The organism is Bradyrhizobium sp. HKCCYLRH3097 (assembly GCF_051167875.1).
In the GTDB taxonomy this organism is placed as follows: domain Bacteria; phylum Pseudomonadota; class Alphaproteobacteria; order Rhizobiales; family Xanthobacteraceae; genus Bradyrhizobium.
The window spans coordinates 18,333-43,219 of sequence record NZ_JBNPTX010000011.1 but is presented as its reverse complement, the minus strand read 5'-3'; the positions used below and the strand labels follow the sequence as shown (position 1 = coordinate 43,219).

Annotated in this window: 23 protein-coding genes; 20 read left to right on the top strand and 3 right to left on the bottom strand. The window is 65.1% G+C overall.

Going from position 1 to position 24,887, the window contains the following annotated elements; genetic code table 11:
• Positions 1–4 precede the first annotated feature (4 nt).
• The 18 genes from ACQR0U_RS24050 (at position 5) to ACQR0U_RS23965 (ending at position 18,725) form a co-directional block, all read left to right on the top strand.
• Positions 5–1,111 carry an efflux RND transporter periplasmic adaptor subunit gene (locus tag ACQR0U_RS24050; protein ID WP_434842908.1) on the top strand — a complete coding sequence of 369 codons (1,107 nt, stop codon included), beginning with the start codon at positions 5–7 and terminating at the stop codon, positions 1,109–1,111.
• A gap of 266 nt (positions 1,112–1,377) precedes the next feature.
• On the top strand, positions 1,378–4,518 hold the full coding sequence (locus ACQR0U_RS24045; protein ID WP_315717348.1) for an efflux RND transporter permease subunit: 3,141 nt from the start codon (positions 1,378–1,380) through the stop codon (positions 4,516–4,518).
• Positions 4,519–4,539: 21 nt separating this feature from the next.
• The gene (locus ACQR0U_RS24040; protein WP_315717347.1) at positions 4,540–5,151 is read left to right on the top strand and encodes a TetR/AcrR family transcriptional regulator; all 612 of its coding nucleotides are present in this window, start codon (positions 4,540–4,542) and stop codon (positions 5,149–5,151) included.
• A gap of 65 nt (positions 5,152–5,216) precedes the next feature.
• A complete protein-coding gene (locus ACQR0U_RS24035) occupies positions 5,217–5,840 on the top strand; it encodes a flavin reductase family protein (protein ID WP_315717346.1) in 624 nt (207 codons plus the stop codon).
• A gap of 46 nt (positions 5,841–5,886) precedes the next feature.
• Positions 5,887–6,315, top strand: coding sequence for an acyl-CoA thioesterase (locus ACQR0U_RS24030; RefSeq protein WP_315717345.1), 429 nt, complete (start codon positions 5,887–5,889; stop codon positions 6,313–6,315).
• Between the two features lie 373 nt (positions 6,316–6,688).
• On the top strand, positions 6,689–6,961 hold the full coding sequence (locus ACQR0U_RS24025) for a hypothetical protein (protein WP_315750373.1): 273 nt from the start codon (positions 6,689–6,691) through the stop codon (positions 6,959–6,961).
• Positions 6,962–7,121: 160 nt separating this feature from the next.
• Positions 7,122–7,313, top strand: a complete 192-nt coding sequence (locus ACQR0U_RS24020; RefSeq protein ID WP_315717343.1) for a hypothetical protein — start codon at positions 7,122–7,124, stop codon at positions 7,311–7,313.
• 144 nt (positions 7,314–7,457) lie between these two features.
• Positions 7,458–8,291 (top strand): DeoR/GlpR family DNA-binding transcription regulator, encoded by an 834-nt coding sequence (locus tag ACQR0U_RS24015; RefSeq protein ID WP_316171603.1) that lies wholly within the window; start codon positions 7,458–7,460, stop codon positions 8,289–8,291.
• 153 nt (positions 8,292–8,444) lie between these two features.
• A complete protein-coding gene (gene glpD, locus ACQR0U_RS24010; protein ID WP_315750375.1) occupies positions 8,445–9,998 on the top strand; it encodes a glycerol-3-phosphate dehydrogenase in 1,554 nt (517 codons plus the stop codon).
• Complete coding sequence (locus ACQR0U_RS24005; RefSeq protein WP_315717340.1) at positions 9,995–11,077, top strand: ABC transporter ATP-binding protein; 1,083 nt, start codon at positions 9,995–9,997, stop codon at positions 11,075–11,077. The genes glpD and ACQR0U_RS24005 overlap by 4 nt, the downstream gene beginning before the upstream one ends.
• Before the next feature lie 12 nt (positions 11,078–11,089).
• A complete protein-coding gene (locus tag ACQR0U_RS24000) occupies positions 11,090–12,172 on the top strand; it encodes an ABC transporter ATP-binding protein (RefSeq protein ID WP_434872291.1) in 1,083 nt (360 codons plus the stop codon).
• A gap of 3 nt (positions 12,173–12,175) precedes the next feature.
• Positions 12,176–13,078 (top strand): carbohydrate ABC transporter permease, encoded by a 903-nt coding sequence (locus ACQR0U_RS23995; RefSeq protein WP_315717338.1) that lies wholly within the window; start codon positions 12,176–12,178, stop codon positions 13,076–13,078.
• Entirely contained in the window at positions 13,078–13,884 is an 807-nt protein-coding gene (locus ACQR0U_RS23990; RefSeq protein WP_315717337.1) for a carbohydrate ABC transporter permease, read from the top strand. Before ACQR0U_RS23995 ends, ACQR0U_RS23990 begins: the two co-directional genes overlap by 1 nt.
• A 187-nt stretch (positions 13,885–14,071) precedes the next feature.
• Positions 14,072–14,401, top strand: a complete 330-nt coding sequence (locus ACQR0U_RS23985) for a DUF2160 domain-containing protein (RefSeq protein WP_315717336.1) — start codon at positions 14,072–14,074, stop codon at positions 14,399–14,401.
• A gap of 123 nt (positions 14,402–14,524) precedes the next feature.
• Positions 14,525–16,267: an ABC transporter substrate-binding protein gene (locus ACQR0U_RS23980; protein WP_315717375.1), complete on the top strand. Its 1,743-nt coding sequence runs from the start codon at positions 14,525–14,527 to the stop codon at positions 16,265–16,267.
• Positions 16,268–16,602: 335 nt separating this feature from the next.
• Complete coding sequence (gene exbB, locus ACQR0U_RS23975) at positions 16,603–17,379, top strand: tonB-system energizer ExbB (protein WP_316187208.1); 777 nt, start codon at positions 16,603–16,605, stop codon at positions 17,377–17,379.
• 3 nt (positions 17,380–17,382) lie between these two features.
• The gene (gene exbD / locus ACQR0U_RS23970) at positions 17,383–17,808 is read left to right on the top strand and encodes a TonB system transport protein ExbD (protein ID WP_315738390.1); all 426 of its coding nucleotides are present in this window, start codon (positions 17,383–17,385) and stop codon (positions 17,806–17,808) included.
• Complete coding sequence (locus tag ACQR0U_RS23965; RefSeq protein ID WP_434872290.1) at positions 17,805–18,725, top strand: TonB family protein; 921 nt, start codon at positions 17,805–17,807, stop codon at positions 18,723–18,725. Before exbD ends, ACQR0U_RS23965 begins: the two co-directional genes overlap by 4 nt.
• A 43-nt stretch (positions 18,726–18,768) precedes the next feature.
• On the opposite strand, the gene ACQR0U_RS23960 is transcribed toward ACQR0U_RS23965, so the two are convergent.
• Together ACQR0U_RS23960 and ACQR0U_RS23955 are read right to left on the bottom strand one after the other, a co-directional pair.
• A complete protein-coding gene (locus ACQR0U_RS23960; protein WP_315717331.1) occupies positions 18,769–19,110 on the bottom strand; it encodes a hypothetical protein in 342 nt (113 codons plus the stop codon).
• Positions 19,111–19,159: 49 nt separating this feature from the next.
• The gene (locus tag ACQR0U_RS23955) at positions 19,160–20,002 is read right to left on the bottom strand and encodes a hypothetical protein (protein ID WP_315717330.1); all 843 of its coding nucleotides are present in this window, start codon (positions 20,000–20,002) and stop codon (positions 19,160–19,162) included.
• Between the two features lie 957 nt (positions 20,003–20,959).
• Between ACQR0U_RS23955 and ACQR0U_RS23950 the strand changes: the two genes are divergently transcribed.
• Positions 20,960–21,316, top strand: coding sequence for an EF-hand domain-containing protein (locus ACQR0U_RS23950; RefSeq protein ID WP_434872308.1), 357 nt, complete (start codon positions 20,960–20,962; stop codon positions 21,314–21,316).
• A 126-nt stretch (positions 21,317–21,442) separates the two neighbouring features.
• Here ACQR0U_RS23950 and ACQR0U_RS23945 read toward each other — a convergent pair whose 3' ends face one another.
• Positions 21,443–22,078 carry a response regulator transcription factor gene (locus ACQR0U_RS23945; protein WP_434872289.1) on the bottom strand — a complete coding sequence of 212 codons (636 nt, stop codon included), beginning with the start codon at positions 22,076–22,078 and terminating at the stop codon, positions 21,443–21,445.
• Positions 22,079–22,390: 312 nt separating this feature from the next.
• On the opposite strand from ACQR0U_RS23945, the gene ACQR0U_RS23940 reads away from it, so the two are divergent.
• Positions 22,391–24,784, top strand: a complete 2,394-nt coding sequence (locus ACQR0U_RS23940) for a TonB-dependent receptor (RefSeq protein ID WP_316175829.1) — start codon at positions 22,391–22,393, stop codon at positions 24,782–24,784.
• Positions 24,785–24,887 lie beyond the last annotated feature (103 nt).

Here is a 24,887-nt window from a genome sequence, read left to right as displayed (position 1 = left end):
CCCCATGTTGATCCGCCTGATTTTCGCGAGCTATTCCAAGCTGTTGACTGGTCTTGCGCTGGCCACCATGGCCGTCGCCCTGGCCGGGTGCAATGAAACCGTCGCCCAGAAAGCCGAGCCGATCCGGCCGGTGCTGGTCGCCCCCGTGCATTACGAGGCCGAGACGCCTGAACGCAGCTTCGTCGGCACCATCAGGCCGCGCATCGAGGCCGATATCGGCTTCCGCGTCGCCGGCAAGGTCGCCAAGCGCCTGGTCGAGGTCGGCCAGACCGTCGATGTCGGCCAGCCGCTCGCCACGCTCGACGAGGTCGACCTGAAGCTCCAGGCCGAGCAGGCCGAAGCCGAATTCCGCGCCGCCACCGGCGTGCTTGCGCAGGCGGCCGCCGCCGAGACCCGAGCCAAGGAGCTGCGGGCCAAGGGCTGGACCACCGATGCTCAGATGGACCAGGCCAGGGCGTCCGCCGACGAGGCGAGGGCACGGCTCAACCGTGCCGAACGTTCGGTCGAGCTGACCCGCAACTCGCTGTCCTACGCGACGCTGGTTGCGGACGCGCGCGGTGTCGTCACCGCGAGCATGATCGAGCCAGGCGTGGTCGTTGCCGCCGGCCAGGCGGCGATCCGTGTCGCGCGTTTCGCCGAGAAGGAGGCGGTGGTCGCGATCCCGGAGACCCTGCTCGAACGCGCCAAGACCGGCAGCGCCTACGTCACGCTGTGGTCGGAAGCCGACAAGAAATATGCGGCGAAGCTGCGCGAGATCGCGCCCACCGCCGATTCCGCGACGCGCACCTATCTCGCCAAGTTCTCGCTGCCGGACGCCGGCGAAGCCGTCTCGCTCGGTATGACCGCGACCTTGACGCTCGCCGATCCCGCCACCACGCGCGTCGCGCGGCTGCCGCTGTCGGCGCTGTTCAGCGAGGGCCGCGATCCGTCGCTCTATGTCGTCAACGACAAGGGCGAGGTGACGCTGAAGCCGGTGAAGGTGAAGGCCTATGACAGCAAGGATGTGCTGGTCACGTCAGGCGTCGACGAGGGCGACAAGGTCGTGGCGCTCGGCGTGCAGAAGATCGATCCCAGCCAGAGGGTGCGCGTCGTGTCGGCGCTGACGTTCTAGTTCTCCTGTCGTTCCGGGCGCACGCAGTGCGAACCCGGAACCTCGAGATTCCGGGTTCGATGCTTCGCATCGCCCCGGAATGACGAAAGTAATGGTTGTCATTGCGAGGAGCGAAGCGACGAAGCAATCCAGACTGTTTCCACGGAAGGATTCCTGGATTGCTTCCACCGTCGCCCTTCGGGCTATGGCGGACAAGTCGCTTCGCTCGCAATGACGATCACTGAGAATGGCCTGGAATAGCGATATCGGATCATCGGAGAGCACCCATGAAGCGGTTCAACCTGTCGGCCTGGGCGGTCAATCATCCGCCGCTGGTGCTGTTCCTGATCATCGCGCTCGGCGTCGCCGGCTTCTTCTCCTATCAGAAGCTCGGCCGTGCCGAAGATCCGTTCTTCACCGTCAAGGTCGTCAACGTCTCGGTGATGTGGCCGGGCGCGACGGCGGCCGAGATGCAGAGCCAGGTCGCCGACCCCATCGAGAAGAAGCTGCAGGAGCTGCCTTACTTCGAGAAGGTGCAGACCTATTCGAAGCCGGCCTTCACCGCGATGCAGGTGACCTTCCGCGATTCGACGCCGCCGGCAGAGGTGCCGCATCTGTTCTACCTGATCCGCAAGAAGCTCGACGACGTGCAGTCGTCGCTGCCGTCGGGCATCGTCGGGCCGTTCGTCAATGACGAGTTCTCCGACGTCGATTCCATCTTGTTCATGATGACCGGCGACGGCGCCGATTATGCGCAATTGAAGAAGACCGCCGAAGGCCTGCGCCAGCGCCTGCTCAAGGTCACCGGCGTCACCAAGGTCAATCTCTACGGCACCCAGGACGAGCGCATCTATGTCGAGTTCAGCCATGCCAAGCTCGCCACGCTCGGCATCACACCGCAGGCCCTGTTCGATTCGTTGGCCAAGCAGAACAATGTGACCCCGGCCGGCACGGTCGAGACCTCGTCGCAGCGCGTGCCGCTGCGCGTCACCGGCGCGCTCGACGGCGCCAAGGCGGTGGCGGAGACGCCGGTCGAAAGCAACGGACGCGTGTTCCGGCTCGGCGACATCGCGACCGTCACCCACGGCTACGTCGATCCGCCGAGCTTCAAGGTGCGGCAGGAGGGCAAGCCCGCGCTCGGCATCGGCGTGGTCACGGCCAAGGAGGCCAACATCCTGGAGCTCGGCAAGGAGGTGCACGCCGCCGCCGACGATTTCATGAAGGCGGTGCCGCAGGGCATCGAGATCGAGCAGATCGCAGACCAGCCCAAGGTGGTCGAGCACGCCGTCAGCGAGTTCGTGCACTCGTTCGTCGAGGCGCTGGTGATCGTGCTGTTCGTGTCGTTCCTGGCGCTGGGATGGCGCACCGGCATCGTGGTGGCGCTGTCGGTGCCGCTGGTGCTCGGACTCGTCTTCATCGTCATGAACATCATGGGGCTCAACCTGCACCGCATCTCGCTCGGCGCCCTCATCATCGCGCTCGGCCTGCTGGTCGACGATGCCATCATCGCGGTCGAGATGATGGTGGTGAAGATGGAGCAGGGCTGGGACCGGATGCGCGCCGCGTCGTTTGCCTGGGAATCCACCGCGTTCCCGATGCTGACCGGCACCCTGGTCACGGCCGCCGGCTTCCTGCCGATCGGCTTTGCCAATTCGGCGGTCGGCGAATATGCCGGCAGCATCTTCTGGATCGTCGCCATCGCGCTGGTCGCGTCGTGGTTCGTCGCGGTGATCTTCACGCCCTATATCGGCGTCAAGCTGCTGCCCGACATCAAGGTTCATCACGACCATGATGAGCACGCGATCTACGATACGCGCATGTATCGCGGCCTGCGCCGCGTGATCCGCTGGTGCGTCGATCACCGCATCACCACAGTCGCTGCGACGGTCGGCGTGTTCGCGGCATCGATCGTGGCCTTCGGCCACGTCCAGCAGCAGTTCTTCCCGCTGTCGGAACGCCCCGAGCTGTTCCTGCAGTTGCGGCTGCCGGAGGGCACCGCATTCGGTGTCACCGAGAAGGCTGCCAAATCAGCAGAGAAGCTGCTCAAGGACGACAAGGACATCGAGACCTACACCGCCTATGTCGGGCAGGGCTCGCCGCGGTTCTGGCTCGGCCTCAACCCGCAACTTCCGAACGAGGCCTTCGCCGAGATCGTGATCGTCGCCAAGGACGTCGCCGCGCGCGAGCGCATCAAGGCCAAGATCGAGACCGCGGCTGCGAATGGCGAGCTGAACGAAGCGCGCGTCCGCGTCGATCGCTTCAATTTCGGTCCGCCGGTCGGCTTCCCGGTCCAGTTCCGCGTCATTGGCCCGGATGCGGCGAAGGTACGCGAGATCGCCCATCAGGTGCGCGACGTCATGCGCCAGAACCCGAATGTCAGGGATCCGCAGCTCGACTGGAACGAGCAGTCGCCCTACCTCAAGCTGGTCGTCGACCAGGATCGTGCCCGCGCGCTCGGCCTGACCCCGCAGGACGTGTCGCAGTCGCTGGCGATGCTGATCTCCGGCGTGCAGGTCACGACCATCCGTGACGGCATCGAGAAGGTCGGCGTCGTCGCCCGTGCGGCGCCGTCCGAACGGCTGGATCTCGCCCATGTCGGCGACCTCACCATCACCTCGAAGAACGGCGTGGCCGTGCCGCTGCAGCAGATCGCCAAGATCGAGTATTCCCACGAGGAGCCGATCCTGTGGCGTCGCAACCGCGACATGGCGATCACGGTGCGCGCCGACGTGGCGGATGGCGTCCAGGCGCCGGATGTCACCAACCAGATCTCGCCGAAGCTGCAGGATATCCGCAACCACCTCGCGCCCGCCTACCGGATCGAGGCCGGCGGTGCGTTCGAGGAATCCGCCAAGGGCAATGCCTCGATCTTCGTGCTGTTTCCGCTGATGGTCATCGTGATGCTGACCCTGCTGATGATCCAGCTGCAGAGCTTCTCACGGCTGATCCTGGTGTTCCTGACCGCGCCGCTCGGCATCGTCGGCGCCTCGCTCGGGCTCAATGTCGCCAACGCGCCGTTCGGCTTCGTGGCGCTGCTCGGCCTGATCGCGCTCGCCGGCATGATCATGCGCAACGCGGTGATCCTGGTCGATCAGATCGAGACCGACGTTGCCCATGGCCTGACCCGTAAGGAGGCGATCATCGAGGCCACGGTGCGCCGTGCCCGCCCTGTGGTGCTGACCGCGCTCGCCGCGATCCTCGCCATGATCCCGCTGTCGCGCTCGGCGTTCTGGGGCCCGATGGCGATCACCATCATGGGCGGGTTGTTCGTTGCAACCTTCCTGACGCTGCTGTACTTGCCTGGATTGTATGCCCTATGGTTCCGCAAGAGTCTCGACGAGCGCGGAGCGAAAGACGCGGATCATTCCGCAGCGCAGCACACTGACGTGCCGAGGCCCGCGCTTCCTCTGGCCGAGGCCGCCGAATGAAGGACCAACAAGATCGCAGGCATGATGACCCTGGTTTCCGACCATATCGAATCCGATACGCACGAGCGCATTCTCGTCGTTGCTGAGCGCCTGTTTCGACAGATCGGCTACCAGAAGACGACCGTCGCCGACATCGCCAAGGAGCTCCGTATGAGCCCGGCGAATGTCTACCGGTTCTTCGACTCCAAGAAGGCGATCCACCGGGGGGTCGCCCACACGCTGATGGCCCAGGTCGAGGCGGCCGCCATCATGATCGCGGAGCGGCCCGGCCCGGCGGCGCCGCGGCTGCGCGAGCTGCTCGGCACGATCCATCGCATGAACACCGAGCGCTATGTCGGCGACAGCAAGCTGCACGAGATGGTCGCGGTGGCGATGGAGGAGAGCTGGGACGTCTGCGAGGCGCACATGCTGCTGATCACCGAAATCATCGGCCGGGTGATCGGGCAGGGCGCGGCGTCCGGCGAATTCGCGGTCACCGATCTGCCGCTGGCGGCAAAATGTGCGACGACCGCGATGATGCGCTTCTTCCATCCGCAGATGATCGCGCAATGCGCGACCAAGCCGGGCCCGACGATCGACGAGATGATCGATTTCGTGCTGTCAGGCCTTGGTTCCAGGCGCGCTGCAAGCTAAGTTCGCCGTCATTCGAGCGAAGCTTCGTCGCTTGCGCTCCCCGCAATGACGGAAGGGACGACGGCGTGACCGAACGGGATCTGCATTTCTACGAACCGAAGAACGGCCACGGCCTGCGCCACGATCCCTTCAACGCCATCGTCGCGCCGCGTCCGATCGGCTGGATCTCGTCGCGTGATCCGGACGGTCACGTCAACCTTGCGCCGTACAGCTTTTTCAACGCCTTCAACTACACGCCGCCGATCATCGGCTTCTCCTCGACGCAGTGGAAGGACTCGGTCGCCAACATCCAGGACACCGGCGAGTTCGTCTGGAACCTGGTGACGCGCGGCCTGGCGACGCAGATGAATGCGACCGCCGCGCATGTCGCGCGCGAGGTCGACGAGTTCAAGCTTGCGGGCGTGACGCCGGTAGCTTGCAAGTTCGTCAACGTGCCGCGCGTCGGCGAAAGCCCTGTCGCGTTCGAGTGCAAGGTGACGCAGATCATCCAGCTGCAGGGCGCCGACGGTGCCAAGGCGCAGGCCTGGCTGACGCTCGGCGAGGTGGTCGGCGTGCATATCGACAAGACGCTGATCAAGGATGGCGTCTACCAGACGGCGCTGGCGCATCCGATCGTCCGTGCCGGGCGTCGCGGCGACTATTTCGAGATCATGCAGGAGGCGATGTTCGAAATGGCGAGGCCGGACTGACGGACTTGCGCCTCTTGAACGCTGCTGCAATTGGAGACCACCCGACGTGACCGAAGCGACCGTCCATGCCGCGCTGTCCGCGCCGACCGAGCCCCGCGGCGATCTCTGCATCCGCACCCTGGCGATGCCGGCCGACACCAATGCCAATGGCGACATCTTCGGCGGCTGGCTGCTCAGCCAGATGGACGTCGGCGGCGGCGTGTACGCCGCCAAGGTCGCGAAGTCGCGCACGGTGACGGTCGCGATCGAGGCGATGAACTTCCGCAAGGCGGTGTATGTCGGCGATCTCGTTTCGGTCTATGCGCATCTCGTCCGCGTCGGCCGCACCTCGATGACGGTGCGTCTCGAAGCCTGGGTGCTGCGCCGGAAGGAGGAGCAGCCGATCCTCGTCACCGACGGCAACTTCACCTACGTGTCGATCGACGACGATGGCCGGCCGCAGCCGATCCGGCGCGACGGCTCCGTCACAGCCTGATCACATTCGCGGTCTGTCGGCGCAAGTAACCTCTGTTAATCCGCCGCATATGTCGCTCGCTCGGCATAAGGAACCGCGATCCGGCGATACGCGTTTGTTTGGGCCGGGCGGGACGGAGACGCGAAGGCCGAGCATGCGCGCTCGGCGTCTGCCGCGATCACTCTCGCGCGAGATGCGCCTTGTCCACAGGGCGAGCGTCTTTACGATAATTGCAAGTTCTGGTTGCTTGGCTGCGCGTTGCCGCGTCTCTGCCGTATTGCGTGCTTCGAGTGACACATTCGGACGAGCAGCGCTGACGGCAGTTCGTTTTCGATCCACAAGGCAAAAAATGCCAGCCGGAAAAAATTGCCGGCACAGAGGAAACGGCGGGGGCGTGTTGCGCGAACAGGGTGGGAGGAAGTCCATGTCGGACGTTGACGAGAAACTGACCTTGCAGGTCCTGAAGAAGCTGCAGCAGCGGCTTCTCCACGCCGAGCGCAGGATTTGCGTCTACGAGAATCAGCTCAGCGCGTTTCGTGAACATCACGTCGAGGTGTTGAGGGATCTGCGCACGATCTATCAGTTGCTTGGTCAGCATCAACACCGTCTCGGCGGAGCCGATGCGTCGCTGCGCAAGGTGACGCTCGTGCCGGATGATCCGCACTGATTCGGCAAGGGGTCACGGCGTGAGTGCGTGCAGCGCAGCCAACATAACATCCACACAATTTCCTGTTGGCATTCACATCGGAATGGCCGGTGGCTCCCTGCACGGAACATTCGTCATGGAGCTCGGTTATACGCCCCGGAATGAACGACGGGATTGCGCAATGTCCGACACCTACATCATCGAGGTCAGCTCCCAGGCGGCGGGGATCGTCGTCCGCGATCGCGGCGGCTTCCGCTTCTTCGCGGCGTCCCATCGCTTCAATGCCCTCGAGGGCCAGGTGTTTCGCAATGCCCGCGAAGCCGAACGCGCCGCGATTCGGCTCGTGACCGGCGAGCTGAGCGCAGCCGCCTGAGCAGACGGGCGCACGCGGCGGACGTCAGCCGGACCAGACCGCGCGCGACGTTTCAGGCGATTGCTGCGATGCGCCCAATGCTTGCCGATTGACGCTTGACTCGATCAGCATCACCATGGTGCAGCTTGTCCCTGAAAGCTTGCCATGGCCGTCCTCTCTCAACGCCAGACCGACATCCTCAACATCGCGCGCGCCTCCGGCCGCGTCATGGTGGAGGATCTCGCGCGCCGCTTCGAAGTCTCGGCCCAGACCATCCGCAAGGACCTCAACGATCTGTGCGAGCAGCGCGCGCTGACGCGCATCCATGGCGGGGCCATCATCGCCTCCGGGGTCGAGAATCTCGCCTACGAGGCGCGGCGCTTCGTCGCTGCCGAGGAGAAGAAGGCGATCGGTGCGGTCGCAGCCGCGCGGATTCCGAACGGCTCCTCGCTGTTCATCAATATCGGCACCACGACGGAGGAGGTGGCGAGCGCGCTGTCGTCGCACCAGGACCTGCTCGTCATCACCAACAATCTCAACGTCGCGATGCTGCTCTATCCGCATCCGCGCATCGAGGTGATCGTGGCCGGCGGCACGGTGCGGCGCTCAGACGGCGGCGTGATCGGATCGACCGCGACGCAGCTGATCGGCCAGTTCAAGGTCGACTATGCGATCATCGGCGCATCCGCGATCGACGAGGAAGGCGCGCTGCTCGACTTCGACTATCGCGAGGTCCAGGTGGCGCAGGCGATCATCGCCAATGCCCGCAGCGTGATGCTGGTGGCCGATTCCACCAAGCTCCACCGCAGCGCGCCGGTGCGCATCGCCCATCTCAGCCAGATCCAGACCTTCGTCACCGACCGGCCGCTGCCGGACGGACTGGCCAGCCTCTGCCATAGCCGCGGCATCGAGGTGGTCTCGGCGATGTCCGCCGACGAGGTCGACGACGCCGCAGAGGCAACCGAAACGGCGGGGTCCGCCGTGCTCCGCCGCGCCTGACTTTCCGCCACTCTCGCAGGCTCCTTGATCCCGGTTTGGGCAGGTTTTGCCCAACCGCGGCCCAACATGCGAATTTCGATTTGCTTTCACTTTCGTTTGTGTTTAACTCGAAACCGAAAGTGAAATCGCCGCAGTCAAGGCGATTGCCGGGGGATGCGTCTGTTGGAGCGGATCTACGACCTCGCCATTATCGGAGGCGGCGTGAACGGTTGCGGCATCGCGCGCGATGCGGCCGGACGCGGAAATTCCGTTTTCCTTTGTGAAATGAATGATCTGGCGAGCGGAACCTCGTCCTGGTCGACCAAGCTCGTGCATGGCGGCCTGCGCTATCTCGAATATTACGAGTTCCGGCTGGTCCGCGAGGCGCTGATCGAGCGCGAAGTCCTGTGGCAGATCGCGCCCCACATCATCCGTCCGCTGCGCTTCGTGCTGCCGCATCATTCGGGGCTGCGCCCGGCCTGGCTGCTGCGCCTCGGCCTGTTCCTCTATGACCATCTCGGCGGCCGCAAGCTGCTGCCGCCGACGCGGTCGGTGAACCTGCGCAGCGACGAGGTCGGCCGCCCCTTGATCCCCGGGCGCTACAGCAAGGGCTTCGAATATTCCGACTGCTTCGTCGACGATGCGCGTCTGGTCGTGCTGACCGCGCGGGATGCTGCCGATCGCGGCGCCGTCATCCGCACCCGCGCGCGCGCGACCGAGATCCGTCAGGATGGCGGCCATTGGCTGGTCACGACCGATAACACGCAGACCGGCGAGCGCGAGACCATCAAGGCGCGCGCGCTGGTCAATGCCGCCGGTCCCTGGGTCGAGCAGGTGCTGGCGACCGGCGCCGGCGTCAATGCCAAGGCCAAGGTGCGGCTGGTGCAGGGCTCGCACATCGTGGTGCGCAAGCTCTACGATCACGATCGCGCCTACATCTTCCAGAACGCCGACGGCCGTATCATCTTCGCCATTCCCTATCAGCAGGATTTCACGCTGATCGGCACCACCGATCGCGACTATCAGGGTGATCCGGCCAAGGTGAAGGCGACCGACGAGGAGATCGCCTATCTCTGCGCCGCGCTCGGGGAATATCTCGCCAAGCCGGTGACGCCGGCCGACGTTGTGTGGAGCTATTCCGGCGTGCGGCCGCTCTATGACGACGGCGCCTCCGAGGCCAAGGCGGCGACCCGCGACTACGTGTTCGAGCTCGATACGCCCGGCGGCTTGCCGCTGCTGTCGATCTATGGCGGCAAGATCACCACCTACCGGCGCCTGTCGGAAGAGGCGCTGGAGCGTCTCGCGCCCTATGTGAAAGGGGGCAAGGCGGAGGAGGGATGGACCGGCAAGGCGTCGCTGCCCGGCGGCGACATGAAGGTTTCGGCCGTCGGGCCGTTGATTGCGGATCTCCGCAAGACCTATCCGTTCCTGTCGGATGCACATGCGAAGCGGATCGCCCATGCCTATGGCACGCGGGCTGCGGCCATGCTCGCCGGTGCGACATCTTTGGCCGATCTCGGCCAGGATTTCGGTGGCACCTTGACGGAGCGTGAAGTCAGGTACCTGATGACGAACGAGTGGGCGTTGACGGCCGAGGACATCGTGTGGCGGCGATCGAAGCTGGGGTTGCGGATGTCGGCGGCTGAGATCGCCGCGCTCGATGCGTGGATCACAGCCAATCGCGAGCGCTCCGCCGTGCCGGCGCGTGAGGCGGGAGGGCGCGCATGAGCGTGACGCTCGATCACGTCTCCCGAATTGTCGACGGCGTGACCACCATTCGCGACGTCTCGCTGACGTTGCAGCGCGGTACGCTGAGCGTGCTGCTCGGGCCGACGCTGTCCGGCAAGACCTCGATCATGCGGCTGCTCGCCGGCCTCGACCGGCCGACCACGGGGCGGGTGCTGGTCGACGGCAAGGACGTCACCGGCGCCGACGTGCGGCAGCGCTCGGTCGCGATGGTCTATCAGCAGTTCATCAACTATCCCTCGCTCTCGGTCTATGAGAACATCGCTTCGCCGTTGCGCGTGCAAGGCAAGTCGCGCCAGGAGATCGAGAAGCGCGTGGCGGAAGCAGCCCGGCTGCTCCGGCTCGAGCCCTATCTGAAGCGTACGCCGCTGCAGCTCTCCGGCGGCCAGCAGCAGCGCACCGCGATCGCGCGCGCCCTGGTGAAGGGTGCGGACCTCGTGCTGCTGGACGAGCCGCTCGCCAATCTCGACTACAAGCTGCGCGAGGAGCTGCGCACCGAGCTGCCGCGCATCTTCGAGGCATCCGGCGCAATCTTCGTCTACGCCACCACCGAGCCGTCGGAGGCGCTGCTGCTCGGCGGCCGCACCATCTGCATGTGGGAAGGGCAGGCGCTGCAGGCCGGCGATACTGCGGCCGTGTATCGCCGACCCGACACCTTGCGTGTCGGCCAGGTGTTCTCGGACCCGCCGATGAATACGGTCGAGATCCAGAAGCGCGGCGAGAGCGTGGAGTACGCCGGCGGGGTCAAGGCGCCGGCGGTAGGCCTCTATGCTGATCTGCCCGATGGCGCCTATCGCGTGGGCTTCCGCCCGCATCAGCTCGGGCTTGGCAAAGGCGATGGCAGCCACGGCCGCCATGCCTTTCCTGCGATCGTCTCGGTCACCGAGATCACGGGATCGGAGAGCTTCGTGCATCTGACGCGCGACGGCATGAACTGGGTCTCCGTGCTGCACGGCGTCCATGAATACGAGCCCGGCGAGATCCTCGACGCGGTGCTCGATCCGTCCAATGTGTTCGTGTTCGACGCTGGCGACCGCCTGGTCGCCGCGCCGGCGATCTGAGGGAGATGCCGCATGGCCCGCATTGACCTCGTCGATCTCGCCCACGGCTACAACGGCAACAGCGGCGATATCGAGAGCTACGCGCTGAAGCCGGTGACGATGACCTGGCGCCAGGGCGGCGCCTATGCGCTGCTCGGCCCGTCCGGCTGCGGCAAGACCACGCTGCTCAACTTGATCTCCGGCATTCTGACGCCTTCGCACGGCAAGATCCTGTTCGACGGCACCGACATCACCAAAGCCTCGACCCGCGAGCGCAACATCGCGCAGGTGTTCCAGTTTCCGGTGATCTACGACACGATGACGGTCGGCGAGAACCTCGCCTTTCCGCTCAAGAACCGCGGCGTGCCGAAAGCGGAGATCGACAAGCGCGTCGCCGAGATCGCGCGGCTCTTGGACCTGACGCCGGACCTCCATCGCAAGGCGACGCGGCTCACCGCCGACGCCAAGCAGAAGATCTCGCTCGGCCGCGGCCTGGTGCGCTCCGACGTCGCCGCCGTGTTGTTCGACGAGCCGCTGACCGTGATCGATCCCGAGCTGAAATGGCAGCTGCGCTCCAAGCTGAAGGCGCTGCATCGCGAGCTCGACCTGACGATGATCTACGTCACCCACGACCAGACCGAGGCGCTGACCTTCGCCGACACCGTCGTCGTCATGCATGACGGCCGCGTGGTGCAGAGCGGCACGCCCGCGGAATTGTTCGACAAGCCGGCGCATACCTTCGTCGGCTACTTCATCGGCTCGCCCGGCATGAACATCCTCTCCGCCGAGGTGAAGGGACGCGAGGCCCGCATCGATGGCCACACCCTGACGCTGTCGCGCAGCTACGACGCGCTGCCGGCCGGCGCCAAGATCGAGATCGGCGTCCGCCCGGAATTCGTCGATGTCGCTCAACCCGGACCGGGCCTGCTCGACGCCAATATCGAACGCGTCGACGATCTCGGCCGCATCCGTTTCGCCCGCGTTCGCGTCGGCGACGTCAAGTTCGCCGCGCGCCTGCCGGCCGGCTTCTCGCCGCAGGGCTCGGCGATCGGGCTGAAGTTCGATCCAGCCTATGTCCACGTCTATGCCGACAGCCGTCTCGTCGAGGGAGCCTGAGTGATGGACAAGACCATCAACAACAAGGCCTGGTTCCTGGTGCTGCCGGTGTTCCTGCTGGTGGCGTTCTCCGCTGTCCTGCCGCTGATGACGGTGGTGAACTATTCGATGCAGGACACGTTCGGCAACAACCAGTTCTTCTGGAATGGCGTCGGCTGGTTCAAGGAGCTGCTCGATCCCTCGACCGATCTCGGCGGCCGCTTCCTCGCCTCGCTCGGGCGTAACCTGATCTTCTCGCTCGCGATCCTGGCCATCGAGGTTCCGCTCGGAATCGTCGTGGCGCTGTCGATGCCGCGGGGCGGATGGACCGTGGCGTTCTGCCTCGTCGTGCTGGCGCTGCCGCTTCTGATTCCGTGGAACGTGGTCGGCACGATCTGGCAGATCTTCGGCCGCTCCGACATCGGCCTGCTCGGCTACACGCTCAACGCCATCGGCCTGGACTACAATTACGTCTCCAACGACGCCGACGCCTGGTTCACGGTCATCTTGATGGACGTCTGGCACTGGACCAGCCTGGTAGCGCTGCTGTGCTATGCCGGCCTGAAGTCGATCCCCGACGCCTATTACCAGGCTGCGCAGATCGACGGCGCCTCGCGCTGGGCGGTGTTCACCGCGATCCAGCTGCCCAAGATGCATCGCGTGCTGCTGATCGCCGTGCTGCTGCGCTTCATGGACAGCTTCATGATCTACACCGAGCCGTTCGTCGTCACAGGCGGCGGGCCGGGCAATTCGACGACCTTCATCTCGATCGAGCTCGTCAAGATCGCGCTCGGCCAGTTCGATCTCGGCAAGGCGGCTGCCCTGTCGCTGGTCTACAATCTGATCATCCTGATCGTCTGCTGGGTGTTCTACACCATCATGACCAATGCCGGCGCCGAGCGGCGGCCGGTGAAAGGGGGCGCGTGATGAACACCATTCCGGGCCGTCGGATCATCATCTCGTTATTCCTGGTCTTCCTGCTGTTGCCGATCTACTGGCTCGTCAACATGAGCTTCAAGACCAACAACGAGATCGTCACCACGATGAACTTGTGGCCGCATCAGCCGACGCTGGCCAACTACATGCGCATCTTCACCGACGAGAGCTGGTATTCCGGCTACATCAACTCGCTGAAATACGTGATCATCAACACGGTGATCTCGATTCTCGTGGCGCTGCCGGCGGCCTATGCATTCTCGCGGTACCGCTTCCTTGGCGACAAGCACCTGTTCTTCTGGCTGCTGTCGAACCGCATGGCGCCGGCTGCGGTCTACGCGCTGCCGTTCTTCAATCTGTATTCGGCGATCGGCCTGTTCGATACGCCCTGGGCGGTGGCGCTGGCGCATTGCATCTTCAATATCCCGCTCGCGGTCTGGATCCTCGAAGGCTTCGTGTCGTCGGTGCCGCGCGAGATCGACGAGACGGCGTTCCTCGACGGCTACTCGTTTCCGCGCTTCTTCGTGAAGATCCTGGTGCCGCTGATCGCTAGCGGCATCGGCGTCGCCGCCTTCTTCTGCTTCATGTTCTCCTGGGTCGAACTGCTGCTCGCGCGCACGCTGACCTCCGTCGACGCCAAGCCGATCTCGGCGGTGATGACGCGCACGGTCTCGGCGTCCGGAATGGATTGGGGCCTGCTCGCGGCTGCCGGCGTGCTCACGATCATCCCCGGCGCGCTCGTCATCTGGTTCGTCCGCAACTACATCGCGCGCGGCTTCGCGCTGGGACGGGTGTGATGACGCACGCTTGTTGCCACGGCCTCCGTTCCGCCTCCCCCGCTTGCGGGGGAGGCCGTATCGCATCGTCAGATGCGATACGGGTGGGGGCATCTCTCCTCTCGGGCGCTCCGACGCGCGGCGCCCCCACCCCAACCCTCCCCCGCAAGCGGGGGAGGGGGCCCATTACCGCCTGGAGCCGATAGCCATGAACAGCATCGCATGGATGGCATGGACCTTGCCGACCGCGATCTTCTTTGCTGCGCTCGCATGCACGCTCGGCGTCATGATCGTGCTCGCCGCGCGCTATCCGGAGGCCGAGCGGGTCGGCGTGCTGCGCATCCCGACCACGCGCGGCGACCGGCTGTTCATCTCGCTGATCTCGGCCGCCGTCATTCATCTCGTATGGATCGGTCTGGTCGGCACCGACACGATTGCGACCTTGCCGATCGGCGAGGAAGGGTTTGAGGTTTCGAGCCTGTGGCTCGCGACCGCAATTTCGCTTGCATCAGCCGTTGCGATCTTCCGCACCGTCTGACGCAGGTGAAAAGGGGCAGATCCGGGGGCAACCCGGACCTGGATACGTCTGTCGCTCAAGGAGGAAAGCATGCGACACTTGAAACCTAGGAAGCATCACCTGACCAAGGCGAGCTATCTCGCGATGACCAGCGCTGCTGCGCTGTTCGCCGCCACTATGACGCTGTCCGTGCCGGCACGTGCGGACGACGCCACGATCCAGAAGTGGATCGACAGCGAATTCCAGCCTTCGACGCTGTCGAAGGAAGAGCAGAAGAAGGAGCTCGAGTGGTTCGCGAAGGCCGCCGAGCCCTTCAAGGGCATGGAGATCAACGTCGTCTCCGAGACCATCACGACTCACGAATACGAGTCGAAGACTCTCGCCAAGGCGTTCAGCGAAATCACCGGCATCAAGCTCAAGCACGACATCATCCAGGAAGGTGACGTCGTCGAGAAGCTGCAGACCCAGATGCAGTCCGGCAAGAACGTCTATGACGGCTGGATCAACGACTCCGACCTGATCGGCACCCACTTCCGTTACGGCCAGACGATCGCGCTGTCGGACTACATGAAGGGCGAAGGCAAGGACGTCACCGATCCGATGCTCGACGTCAACGACTTCATCGGCAAGTCGTTCACGACCGCGCCGGACGGCAAGCTCTATCAGCTGCCCGACCAGCAGTTCGCGAACCTGTATTGGTTCCGCTACGACTGGTTCACCAATCCGGACTACAAGGCCAAGTTCAAGGCCAAGTATGGCTACGACCTCGGCGTGCCCGTGAACTGGTCGGCCTATGAGGACATCGCCGAGTTCTTCACCAACGACATCAAGGAGATCAACGGCGTCAAGGTCTATGGCCACATGGACTATGGCAAGAAGGATCCCTCGCTCGGCTGGCGCTTCACCGACGCCTGGCTGTCGATGGCCGGCAACGGCGACAAGGGCATCCCGAACGGCCTGCCGGTCGACGAATGGGGCATCCGCATGGAAGGCTGCCGTCCGGTCGGCTCGTCGATCGAGCGCGGCGGTGACACCAACGGCCCGGCGGCCGTCTACTCGATCGCGAAGTATCTCGACTGGATGAAGAAGTATGCGCCGCCGCAGGCGCAGGGCATGACCTTCTCCGAGGCCGGTCCGGTCCCGGCGCAGGGCAACGTCGCTCAGCAGATCTTCTGGTACACCGCCTTCACCGCCGACATGGTGAAGCCCGGCCTGCCGGTCGTGAATGCGGACGGCACGCCGAAGTGGCGCATGGCCCCGTCGCCGCATGGCGCGTACTGGAAGGAGGGCATGAAGCTCGGCTACCAGGATGCCGGTTCTGCGACGCTCTTGAAGTCGACCCCGCCGGATCGCCGCAAGGCCGCCTGGCTGTACCTGCAGTTCATCGTCTCCAAGACGGTGTCGCTGAAGAAGAGCCATGTCGGCCTCACCTTCATCCGTGAATCCGACATCTGGGACAAGTCGTTCACCGAGCGTGCGCCGAAGCTCGGCGGCCTGATCGAGTTCTACCGCTCGCCCGCGCGCGTGCAGTGGACCCCGACCGGCAACAACGTGCCCGACTATCCGAAGCTGGCGCAGTTGTGGTGGCAGAACATCGGCGATGCGTCGTCCGGTGCGAAGACCCCGCAGCAGGCGATGGACGCGCTCGCGGCCGCTCAGGACTCCGTCCTCGAGCGTCTGGAGAAGTCCAAGGTCCAGGGCGAGTGCGGTCCGAAACTGAACAAGAAGGAATCGGCCGAGTTCTGGTTCAACAAGTCGGCCAAGGACGGCAACATCGCTCCGCAGCGCAAGCTCGCGAACGAGAAGCCGAAGGGCGAGACGATCGACTACGACACCCTGATCAAGTCGTGGCCGGCCACCCCGCCGAAGCGCGCCGAGGCGAAGTGAGCCAACGCTCTGAAGTCATCGCCCGGCTCGACCGGGCGATCCCATCACGAAGGCCGGGAGCAATCCCGGCCTTTTCTTTTGGCCCAGAGGTGAGGGGCTTCCCGTTCCATTCGGGAATTATTCCCGGTCCGCATGGGACAACTTCCACGCAGCAAGTGCCTTGAAGCCGGTGGGGACAGGCGGCACTCTTTGACGATCGGGATTGTCGCGATCTTCGCCGTGACTTTGCCCCAACGACACGAAACAACAAGGCCTCGACACGATCCGGCATGGCCCCATGCGATCCACGCCGGGATCGTGATCACCAACCACGGGGCCACCGAGGGAGTACGGCCATGGATCAGGCGCACATCGCCAATATCGCGAGCACGCTGCCGGAGGCGTTGTCGCCCTGGACCATGTTCATGCAGGCCGACATCGTCGTGAAGTCGGTGATGATCGGGCTGGCGCTGGCTTCGGTCGCAACCTGGACCGTTCTGGTGGTGAAGACGATCCAGCTCCGCGCGGCACTGCGCACCTCGCGCAGCGCGCTCGGCATCGCGCTGGCCGCGCGCGCGCTGTCGGATGCGACGGGACGCATTTCCGCCGACGACGGTGTGGTCGGACGGCTGCTGGCCGTCGCCGATGACGAAATTGACAAGTCGCGTGGCCTCCCCGCCGATGGCATCAAGGAGCGCGTCTCCTGGCAGTTCGAGCGGATCGAGGCCGCGGCGGTGGCGCGGATCGGCCGCGGCATCGGCATTCTCGCCACCGTCGGCGCCGTCGGGCCGTTCGTCGGCCTGTTCGGCACGGTCTGGGGCATCATGAACAGCTTCATCGGCATCTCGCATGCCCACACCACCAACCTCGCGGTGGTCGCGCCGGGCATTGCCGAGGCGCTGCTCGCCACCGCGTTCGGCCTCGCAGCCGCGATTCCCGCGGTCGTGATCTACAACCTGTTCGCGCGCGCCACCGGCGGCTATCGCGCCGTCATCGCCGATGCGTCGGTCGCGGTGATGCGGCTGCTCAGCCGTGATCTCGATCGTCAGCACGCCGGGCCCACGGAGGCGCGGCGCAGCGCCATCCGCGCGGTCGACGCGCCGCTGCTGTCGATCGCCAATCCGGCGGAGTGAGCCATGGCCGTCAAGCTTGCCCGGCGCCCCGACGAGTTCGAGGAGACGCACGACATCAACGTGACGCCGTTCATCGACGTCATGCTGGTGCTCCTGATCATCTTCATGGTTGCCGCGCCGCTCGCCACGGTCGACGTCCCGGTCAACCTGCCGGCGATCTCGGCCGAGCCGCAGCCGCGCGCGGAGACGCCGGTCTTCGTCACCTTCAAGGCCGACCGCTCGCTCGCCGTTGGCGACCAGAGCGTGGCGCAGGCCGACATCGCCGCCTCGCTCGATGCCGCCACCAAGTCCGATCACGAGCAGCGCGTGCTGCTGCGCGCCGATCAGACGCTGCCCTATGGCGAGGTGATGGCGCTGATGAACACGTTGCGCCGCGCCGGCTACACCAAGGTCGCGCTCGTTGCCCTGGAAGACCGGGGCGCGCAGTGAGCGTTCTGACGCTCGATCCGTTCGAACACGAGCAGCGCCGGGAGCGGACGCTGTGGACCATCGCCGCGCTGGTGGTGGGCGGGCTGCATGTCGGGCTCGCCGTCGGCTATCTGCTGCTGCGTCCCGCGCCGCAGGGGCGTGCCCAGGCGCCGGCCTTCGACGTCGTGTTCACCCCGGCGGTGGTGAGCCAGCCGGCGCCGACGGCGCAGGATGCGCCGGCGTCCGAGCCGCCGCCGGTGGAGCCGCCAAAGGATGAGCCGGTGAAGGACGACCCGGTCGCGCGCGAGGCCGTCGCTGAGCCTGTCCCGGCTCCCTCCGAGCCGGAGCCGGTGCCGGATGTCGTTCCCTCGCCGGAGCCCGCGCCACAGGTCGCCCTCGCGCCCGAGCCGCCGCGTGCAGACGATGTCGTCTTGCCGCCGCCGCCACCACCGAAACCGATCGAGGCGAAACCGCCGGAGCCGAAGCCCGTTCCCGTGCCCGAGCGTGTCGAGCGCAAGCCGGTGGAGAAGAAGGAAACGAAGGAGAGGGCCGAGAGGAAGCCCGCACCGCCGAAGCCGGCTGCGGCGCCGGCGGCCCGGCCTTCACGTGTCGCGTCGGCGCCCAATCCCGGCGAGGACAGCGTCGGGGCGCGCGAGGGCCAGGCCAGTTGGAACGCCGAGGTGGTGGCGCAGATCCGCCGCGCCGCGGCCTATCCCTCCGACGGCAATGGCGCGAGCGGCACCGTCATGCTGAACGTCGTGATCGATCGTAACGGCCGGCTGCTGTCGCGGCGGCTCGCTGGAAGCTCGGGCTCGCCGGCGCTGGACCGCGCGGCGATGGGCATCATCGAACGCGCCGCGCCGTTCCCGCGCTTTCCGCCGGCGATGGCTCAGGCGCAGGTCTCGCGCACGGTCCCCCTCCATCTGAGACCGCGCTGAGCGCGGCGCCATCCAGGGCGATATCGGTGCCGCCGCGTGCCGCTTATTTGCTGCACTCGGTCAGATCCGTATCGCGCACGACGAACTGCGCGCCTTCCTTGAGTTCGATGTTCTTGGCGACGCAGGTGCGGCCGCCCTTTTCGGACAGCTTGATGTCGTAGCGGCCGGACTTCACGCCGACCAGCGTCATGCGCTCATTGTGGTCGACCTCGCCCTCGTCGTCGTTCTTGCACTGGTCGGCGCCCCAGGTTTTGGTGCCGGCGGCCGCCAGGTACATTTTCACGATGGTCTGGCCGGTGCGGTTGAGGAAGCGCGGGCCGTCCTCGGCGGACGCGGCGGAGCCGGCCAGCATGAGAAGCGCGCAGGCGGTGACGAGGCGACGCATGACGAGTGTCCTTTTCTTATGATTGGTCATGGGATGAGGGCGCGCGGGGTCAGAAATCCTTGCCGATGCTGGTCTTGACGGCAAGGCCGCGCGAGGCGTTGGTCAGGCCGTAGCCGACGCCGAAGCTGAATTCGAAGCCCTTGAAGCGGGTGTCGGCGACCGCGTAGAGCGTCTGCATCTGCTGATTCCAGGGCAGGATGTAGCCGAACGGTCCGAGATTGGAGAAATGCTCGATACCGACGGTCCAGCGATCGCTGAGGCGCTTGACGAAGCGCACCGAGGGCTCGAAGGCCGAGCCGGCGCCGTCGATGCCGAAGGTCATGTTGGCGTTGAAGATGAGCTGATAGTCGTTGGGCAGGTTGACGCCGATGATCGGCGTGAACATCTGCGCCACCCGCGGCGTGGCCTCCTGCACGAAGCGCGGCGCGCCGGGCTGGCCGGCGCCGGCCTTGTTGGCGACCCACAGGTCCGGCGTCAGGCCGCCCTGCGGCGCCAGGATGGTGCGTGACACCAGGCCGAGGAAGACGGTGCGCTCGAGCCGGTCGCCCTGGATGAAGGTCTGGCGAATGGTGACGCCGCCGGACTGGAATGAATAGCCGGGCACGCCATTGTCCATCACGTTGCCCAGCGCCATCGGCACATTGGTGCGGGCAAAGGCGTAAGGTGAGGTCAACGCGATCTCATACCATTCGGTTGGCGAGTAGCCGATCTCGGTCTCGCCGGTGACCGCACGCTGCGGCACGCGGCGTCCGCCGTTCTGTTGCGGATTGAAGGTTGTCAGATAGCCGAAGCGCTGTTCGACCTGGAAATGTCCGGGCGAGGCGGGGTCATTGCCCTGGATCTCCTCGGCCGCTGCACCGAACGGCGCGAGCACGAGAGCACCGGCAGCCATGTACAATCGCGATCGTCTTTTTGTACTCCTGGCGATGCCGTTCGGCTGCATGTCCCCGCGCTCCCTTCAACTAATGAGCTAACGAGTCGGCTGGGCGAAAACATGCGGGCCTGTCGGCTGAAAGATGACGCGATCGGGAAACGATCAGTCGTCGAATGCCGCAATTGCTCCGGCCCTTGCTGTTTCGATGAGGAATAGGGATGTTTTGGCAAGTCGAACGGGACATTTTGACCGGGACAATATGGCGGCCATTTCGCGAGTGAATCTCAACACGGTGATGAATGTGGCGTGCTGCAAACACATTGAGGTCATAGAGCGAGGAAAACATGCGTTGCAGCATGCATTGCTGATCACCGGATCAGCCAGAGAATGGACACGCCCGTGCTTCACACACCCGGTCATCGTCGCCGCTTGTCCGCTCGGCCGATGCGGCTCGGACTGGTGCTCACACTGCTTCTGTCCACGCTGCTGCCGGATGCACGCGCCTTCGCGGAGGAGCCGCTGCGGGACCAGCTGGAAGCCTGGTGGAATCAAACCCAGGCCGGCAAGAGAGATCAGGTTGGGCAAGTCCGACAGGCGTCATCGGGGAGCGGTGCCAGAACCGCAAGGCATGTCGCCAAGCGCGGACGCCACGTCGCCAATGCCCGCGCCGAGGCAGGAGGAGGTGTCTTCGACCACGATAGCGGTCCGCGTCGTGACCGTCCGGGGAGATATTTTCTGCACGGACCGAGGTTCTAGTCCCGACGCACTTGCGCGAATTTCCCGGGCGTCGCGTTCTTGCACTTGCGAAATGACAAGGCCTCCCATAGGTCAAAGCGATATGCGGCGCGTTGCCGGTGAAACCGCCGACGCTCGCATACGTTGTTTTCGTGCCCTTCATCGCCGCCCCTCGGACGGCGGAGACAAAGGATCAATTCGATGAATTGGAAACTGATGATGACCGCCGCTGCCGTCGGCATCGCCGCGATCGTCGGCACGTCGACGATCGCTGTCAGTGCACCGGCCCGTTCCAAGCTGCTGACCTCGATCGACCCCGACAAGGACGGCACCGCCGACATGAACGAGGTCCGCACCGCCGCCGGCGCGCTGTTCGATCGTCTCGATCGCGATCACGACGGCACGCTCGACGCCAAGGAGCTGCGCGGCCGCGTTTCGGCCAAGGATCTCAAGGCCGCTGATCCCGACAAGGACGGCACGCTGACCAAGGACGAGTATCTCGCGCTGGTGGAAGGCCGCTTCAAGGCGGCTGATCCGGACGGTGACGGCACGCTCGACTCGAAAGAGCTGAAGTCGGTGGCCAAGCTGCTGAAGTGAGACATCGGTCCGCACTGGACCGACGCGACATAGACATGAGCCCGAGGGCCTGTGACGGGAGACCGTCGCAGGCCCTCGTCTTTCAGGCGGATGCTCGTGGCGCGCCGGCAGGAAGGCGATTGGCCCTCACATGCTTGGGCGGGACATTTCCACTGCGAGACGAACCAGGTCGGGGAGGCTGCGGGCCCCGAGCTTCTGACGCAGCCGGTAGGTCAGGTTGATGACGGTCTTGTAGCTGATGCCGAGATGGTCGGCGATCGCCTGATAGGATTTCGCCTGGGCCAGCAGCGCAAGGGCCTGGCGCTCGCGCGGGGTCAGCGCAGGGGCCGCCATGCCGTCCGGGTTGGCGCGGAGCAGGGCGATGCGGGTGGCGAGCTGCGGATCGAGATAGGTGCCGCCGGCTCGAACCTGCTCCAACGCCTTGGGCAGCTCGTGCGGCGGCGCGTCCTTCAGCAGATAGCCGCTGGCGCCGGCGTCGATCGCCGAGCGGACGATGCGCGGATCGGCATGCATGCTGAAGACCAGGATCCGGGCGCGGGGATCGTGCGACCGCATGCGTTCGATCAGATTGATGCCGCCGAGCTCCTGCCCGGGCAGGCGCAGATCGACGATCGCGACATCCGGCCGGTCACGGACATAGGCTTGGTACCCGCTGTTGGCATCGTGTGCCTCGGACAGCGCGCGGATCCCGGCTTCGTTCAGCAGCCAGCGGCAGGCCGTGATCACGACCGGGTGGTCATCGACGAGCAGAACGCGATACATCCGATGAAGGTCTTGCCCTTATGGCGCCGACGGCGCCGATGCTTCCTCTACCATGTGAGTTCCCTTGCAAACCAGGATCGGGTGCAACAGTGCGGCCGAGGCTGGGAGATAGCTCGGCGAATCGATCGCCACTTTCCGGATCCGGGAAGATTGTCCCTAGGGGCCGAAGAATATTGCCCGTTGCGACGAACTGGAGGGCTGTTTACGAATGTTAACGTTCGTAAACGGGTAAATCGGCCAGTTCTGGTGCGGGTAAAGGCTCAGGGGCGTGGGCTGTTGCCGGATCCGGTCGACAAGAAACTGGGGGACGTCTTGACCAGACTGTCGGCGCTGAAGAGCGCGCTTCTCGCGACCTGTGCGTTGCTGCCCGCGGCTGCGTTCGCGCAGCAAACCCTGCAGACCATCGAGGTGGTCGGCGTCTCGCCCGTTCAGGGCAGCGAGATCGCGAAGGACAAGATTCCTTCCAATGTCGAAACCATCGGGGCGCGGGAGCTCGACCACAGCCGCGCGCCGACGCTGCTCGACAGCATCCTGCAATCGGTGCCCGGGGTCTCCCTCAGCGACCAGACCGGGAACGCGTTCCAGCGCGACTTGAATTATCGCGGTCAGACTGCCTCGCCCGTGCTCGGGACGCCGCAGGGCATCGCCGTCTACCAGAACGGCACCCGCATCAATGAGGCCTTCGGCGACGTCGTGAACTGGGACCTGATCCCGGAAATGGCGATCGCACGCATGACCCTGATGCCGAACAATCCGCTGTTCGGCCTCAACGCCACCGGCGGTGCGCTGTCGATCGAGATGAAGAACGGCTTCAACTACCAGGGCGGGGAAGCGCAGTTGTTCGGCGGCTCGTTCGGCCGGATCCAGTCGGGCGCTCAATACGGCTGGAACAACGGCACCTACTCGGCCTATATCGCGGCGGAAGGCGCCTATGACCGCGGCTGGCGCGACTACTCGTCGGCCTCGCAGATCCGGCGCATGTATGCCGATTTCGGCGCGCGCGGCGACAACACCGAATTCCATCTCTCCTTCACCGGTGCCGACAACAAGCTCGGCTCGGTCGCCGCGACACCGATCGAGATGCTGAACCAGCGCTGGTCCAGCGTCTATACCTGGCCGCAGTCGCTGCATCTGCAGATGCAGATGGTGCAGGCCAGCGCAAAGTGGACGCCGACCGACACGCTGTCGATCCAGGCCAACGGCTATTACCGCAACTACAAATCCGCGCGCGTCGATGGCAATAGCACCGAGGTTGCGGCCTGCGACCCCGCGGGCGCGTTCCCCGGAGAATTCTGTCTCAGCGATGCCGCCGGCACCGAGTTCCAGATGAACCGCAACGGTCCGACCGCCAATACGCTGGCGGGCGATGCGGCGCTCGGTCAGATCGACCGCAATACCGTCAAGACCGACAGCTATGGCGGCTCGCTGCAGGCGACCTCAACGACGCAGCTCTTCGGCCATGACAACCATTTCGTCGTCGGCGCCAGCGTCGATCACGGCAATACCAACTTCCAGGCCACATCCGAGCTCGGCACCATCGACAACAACCTGTTCGTCACCGGCCTCGGCGTCTACATCGACCAGCCCAACGCGGGCCTTGCTCCCGTCAACCTGAATGCCAAGAACACCTATCTCGGCATCTACGCGACCAACACCTTCGACATCACCTCGCAGCTGGCGCTGACGGCCGGCGGCCGTTTCAACTGGGCGCAGATCAACCTGCGCGACCAGACCGGCTTCGCGCCGCTGCTGAACAGCAACAACAATTTCCAGCGCTTCAACCCGGTGGTCGGCCTGACCTACAAGATCACGCCTGACATGACCGCCTACGCGGGCTATTCAGAAGCCAACCGCGCGCCGACGCCGCTCGAGCTCGGCTGCTCCGATCCGGCCAATCCCTGCCTGATCGACAACTTCCTGATCGCCGATCCGCCGCTCAAGCAGGTGGTGTCCCGCACCGTCGAAGGCGGCCTGCGCGGCGAGATTTCCGGCGGCCGCTCGGCCTACGCCGCCGACCTGCCGGCCTACCGCAAGGCCCCGATCAAATCGGTGGCGGTCGATGATGGCTGGCGGCTGCGCTGGGGCCTCAGCCTGTTTCGTACCGAGAATTCCGACGACATCATCCAAGTCGTCGACCCGGCCAACCCGGTGCGCGGCTATTTCAAGAACGCCGGCACCACGCTGCGCCAGGGTGTCGAGGCCAAGGTCGACCTGGCCTGGAACCGGTGGACCGCCTACGCCAACTACACCTTCATCGACGCCACCTTCCGCAGCGCCTTCGACGTCAACGATCCGTTCCTGCGGGTGCCGGTCGGCGTCGTCTCCGGCAACCACATTCCCGGCATTCCGGCGCACCGCCTGAAGCTCGGCGCAGAATATGCCGTGACCGACGCCTGGAAGGTCGGGGCGAGCGTCAACTATGTCGGCAGCCAGTACCTGCTGCACGACGAGACCAACGTCTACCCGAAGGTCCCGGCCTACTGGGTCGTGAACGTCAACACATCTTATCAGGTGACCAAGAACGTCGAGGTGTTCGGCCTGATCCAGAACCTGTTCAATCAGCGCTATTACTCGGCAGGTACCGTGTTCGACCCCGCCGGCTTCAACACCGCCGGTGGCGGAACCGCGTTCGCGCTTAACGATCCGCGCAGCATGGTTCCGGGGATGCCGCTCGCGGCCTATGCCGGCATCCGGGCGAAGTTCTGAGCTTCGCATCCTGACGACCATAGGCGCATCCGCGCCGCGCCACGGCAGCCCCCACCGTGGCAGGAAGGCCGGGAGAAATCCCGGCCTTTTTCTTGCTTGACTA

Coding starts and splice junctions, on each gene's coding strand:
- ACQR0U_RS23990 (WP_315717337.1), top strand. CDS start 13,078: ATGAACACCATTCCGGGCCGTCGGATCATCATCTCGTTATTCCTGGTC.
- exbB (WP_316187208.1), top strand. CDS start 16,603: ATGGATCAGGCGCACATCGCCAATATCGCGAGCACGCTGCCGGAGGCG.
- ACQR0U_RS23995 (WP_315717338.1), top strand. CDS start 12,176: ATGGACAAGACCATCAACAACAAGGCCTGGTTCCTGGTGCTGCCGGTG.
- ACQR0U_RS24015 (WP_316171603.1), top strand. CDS start 7,458: ATGGCCGTCCTCTCTCAACGCCAGACCGACATCCTCAACATCGCGCGC.
- glpD (WP_315750375.1), top strand. CDS start 8,445: ATGCGTCTGTTGGAGCGGATCTACGACCTCGCCATTATCGGAGGCGGC.
- ACQR0U_RS23980 (WP_315717375.1), top strand. CDS start 14,525: ATGACCAGCGCTGCTGCGCTGTTCGCCGCCACTATGACGCTGTCCGTG.
- ACQR0U_RS24050 (WP_434842908.1), top strand. CDS start 5: ATGTTGATCCGCCTGATTTTCGCGAGCTATTCCAAGCTGTTGACTGGT.
- ACQR0U_RS23985 (WP_315717336.1), top strand. CDS start 14,072: ATGAACAGCATCGCATGGATGGCATGGACCTTGCCGACCGCGATCTTC.
- ACQR0U_RS24000 (WP_434872291.1), top strand. CDS start 11,090: ATGGCCCGCATTGACCTCGTCGATCTCGCCCACGGCTACAACGGCAAC.
- ACQR0U_RS23945 (WP_434872289.1), bottom strand. CDS start 22,078: ATGTATCGCGTTCTGCTCGTCGATGACCACCCGGTCGTGATCACGGCC.
- ACQR0U_RS24045 (WP_315717348.1), top strand. CDS start 1,378: ATGAAGCGGTTCAACCTGTCGGCCTGGGCGGTCAATCATCCGCCGCTG.
- exbD (WP_315738390.1), top strand. CDS start 17,383: ATGGCCGTCAAGCTTGCCCGGCGCCCCGACGAGTTCGAGGAGACGCAC.
- ACQR0U_RS24005 (WP_315717340.1), top strand. CDS start 9,995: ATGAGCGTGACGCTCGATCACGTCTCCCGAATTGTCGACGGCGTGACC.
- ACQR0U_RS23960 (WP_315717331.1), bottom strand. CDS start 19,110: ATGCGTCGCCTCGTCACCGCCTGCGCGCTTCTCATGCTGGCCGGCTCC.
- ACQR0U_RS24020 (WP_315717343.1), top strand. CDS start 7,122: ATGTCCGACACCTACATCATCGAGGTCAGCTCCCAGGCGGCGGGGATC.
- ACQR0U_RS24040 (WP_315717347.1), top strand. CDS start 4,540: ATGATGACCCTGGTTTCCGACCATATCGAATCCGATACGCACGAGCGC.
- ACQR0U_RS23955 (WP_315717330.1), bottom strand. CDS start 20,002: ATGGCTGCCGGTGCTCTCGTGCTCGCGCCGTTCGGTGCAGCGGCCGAG.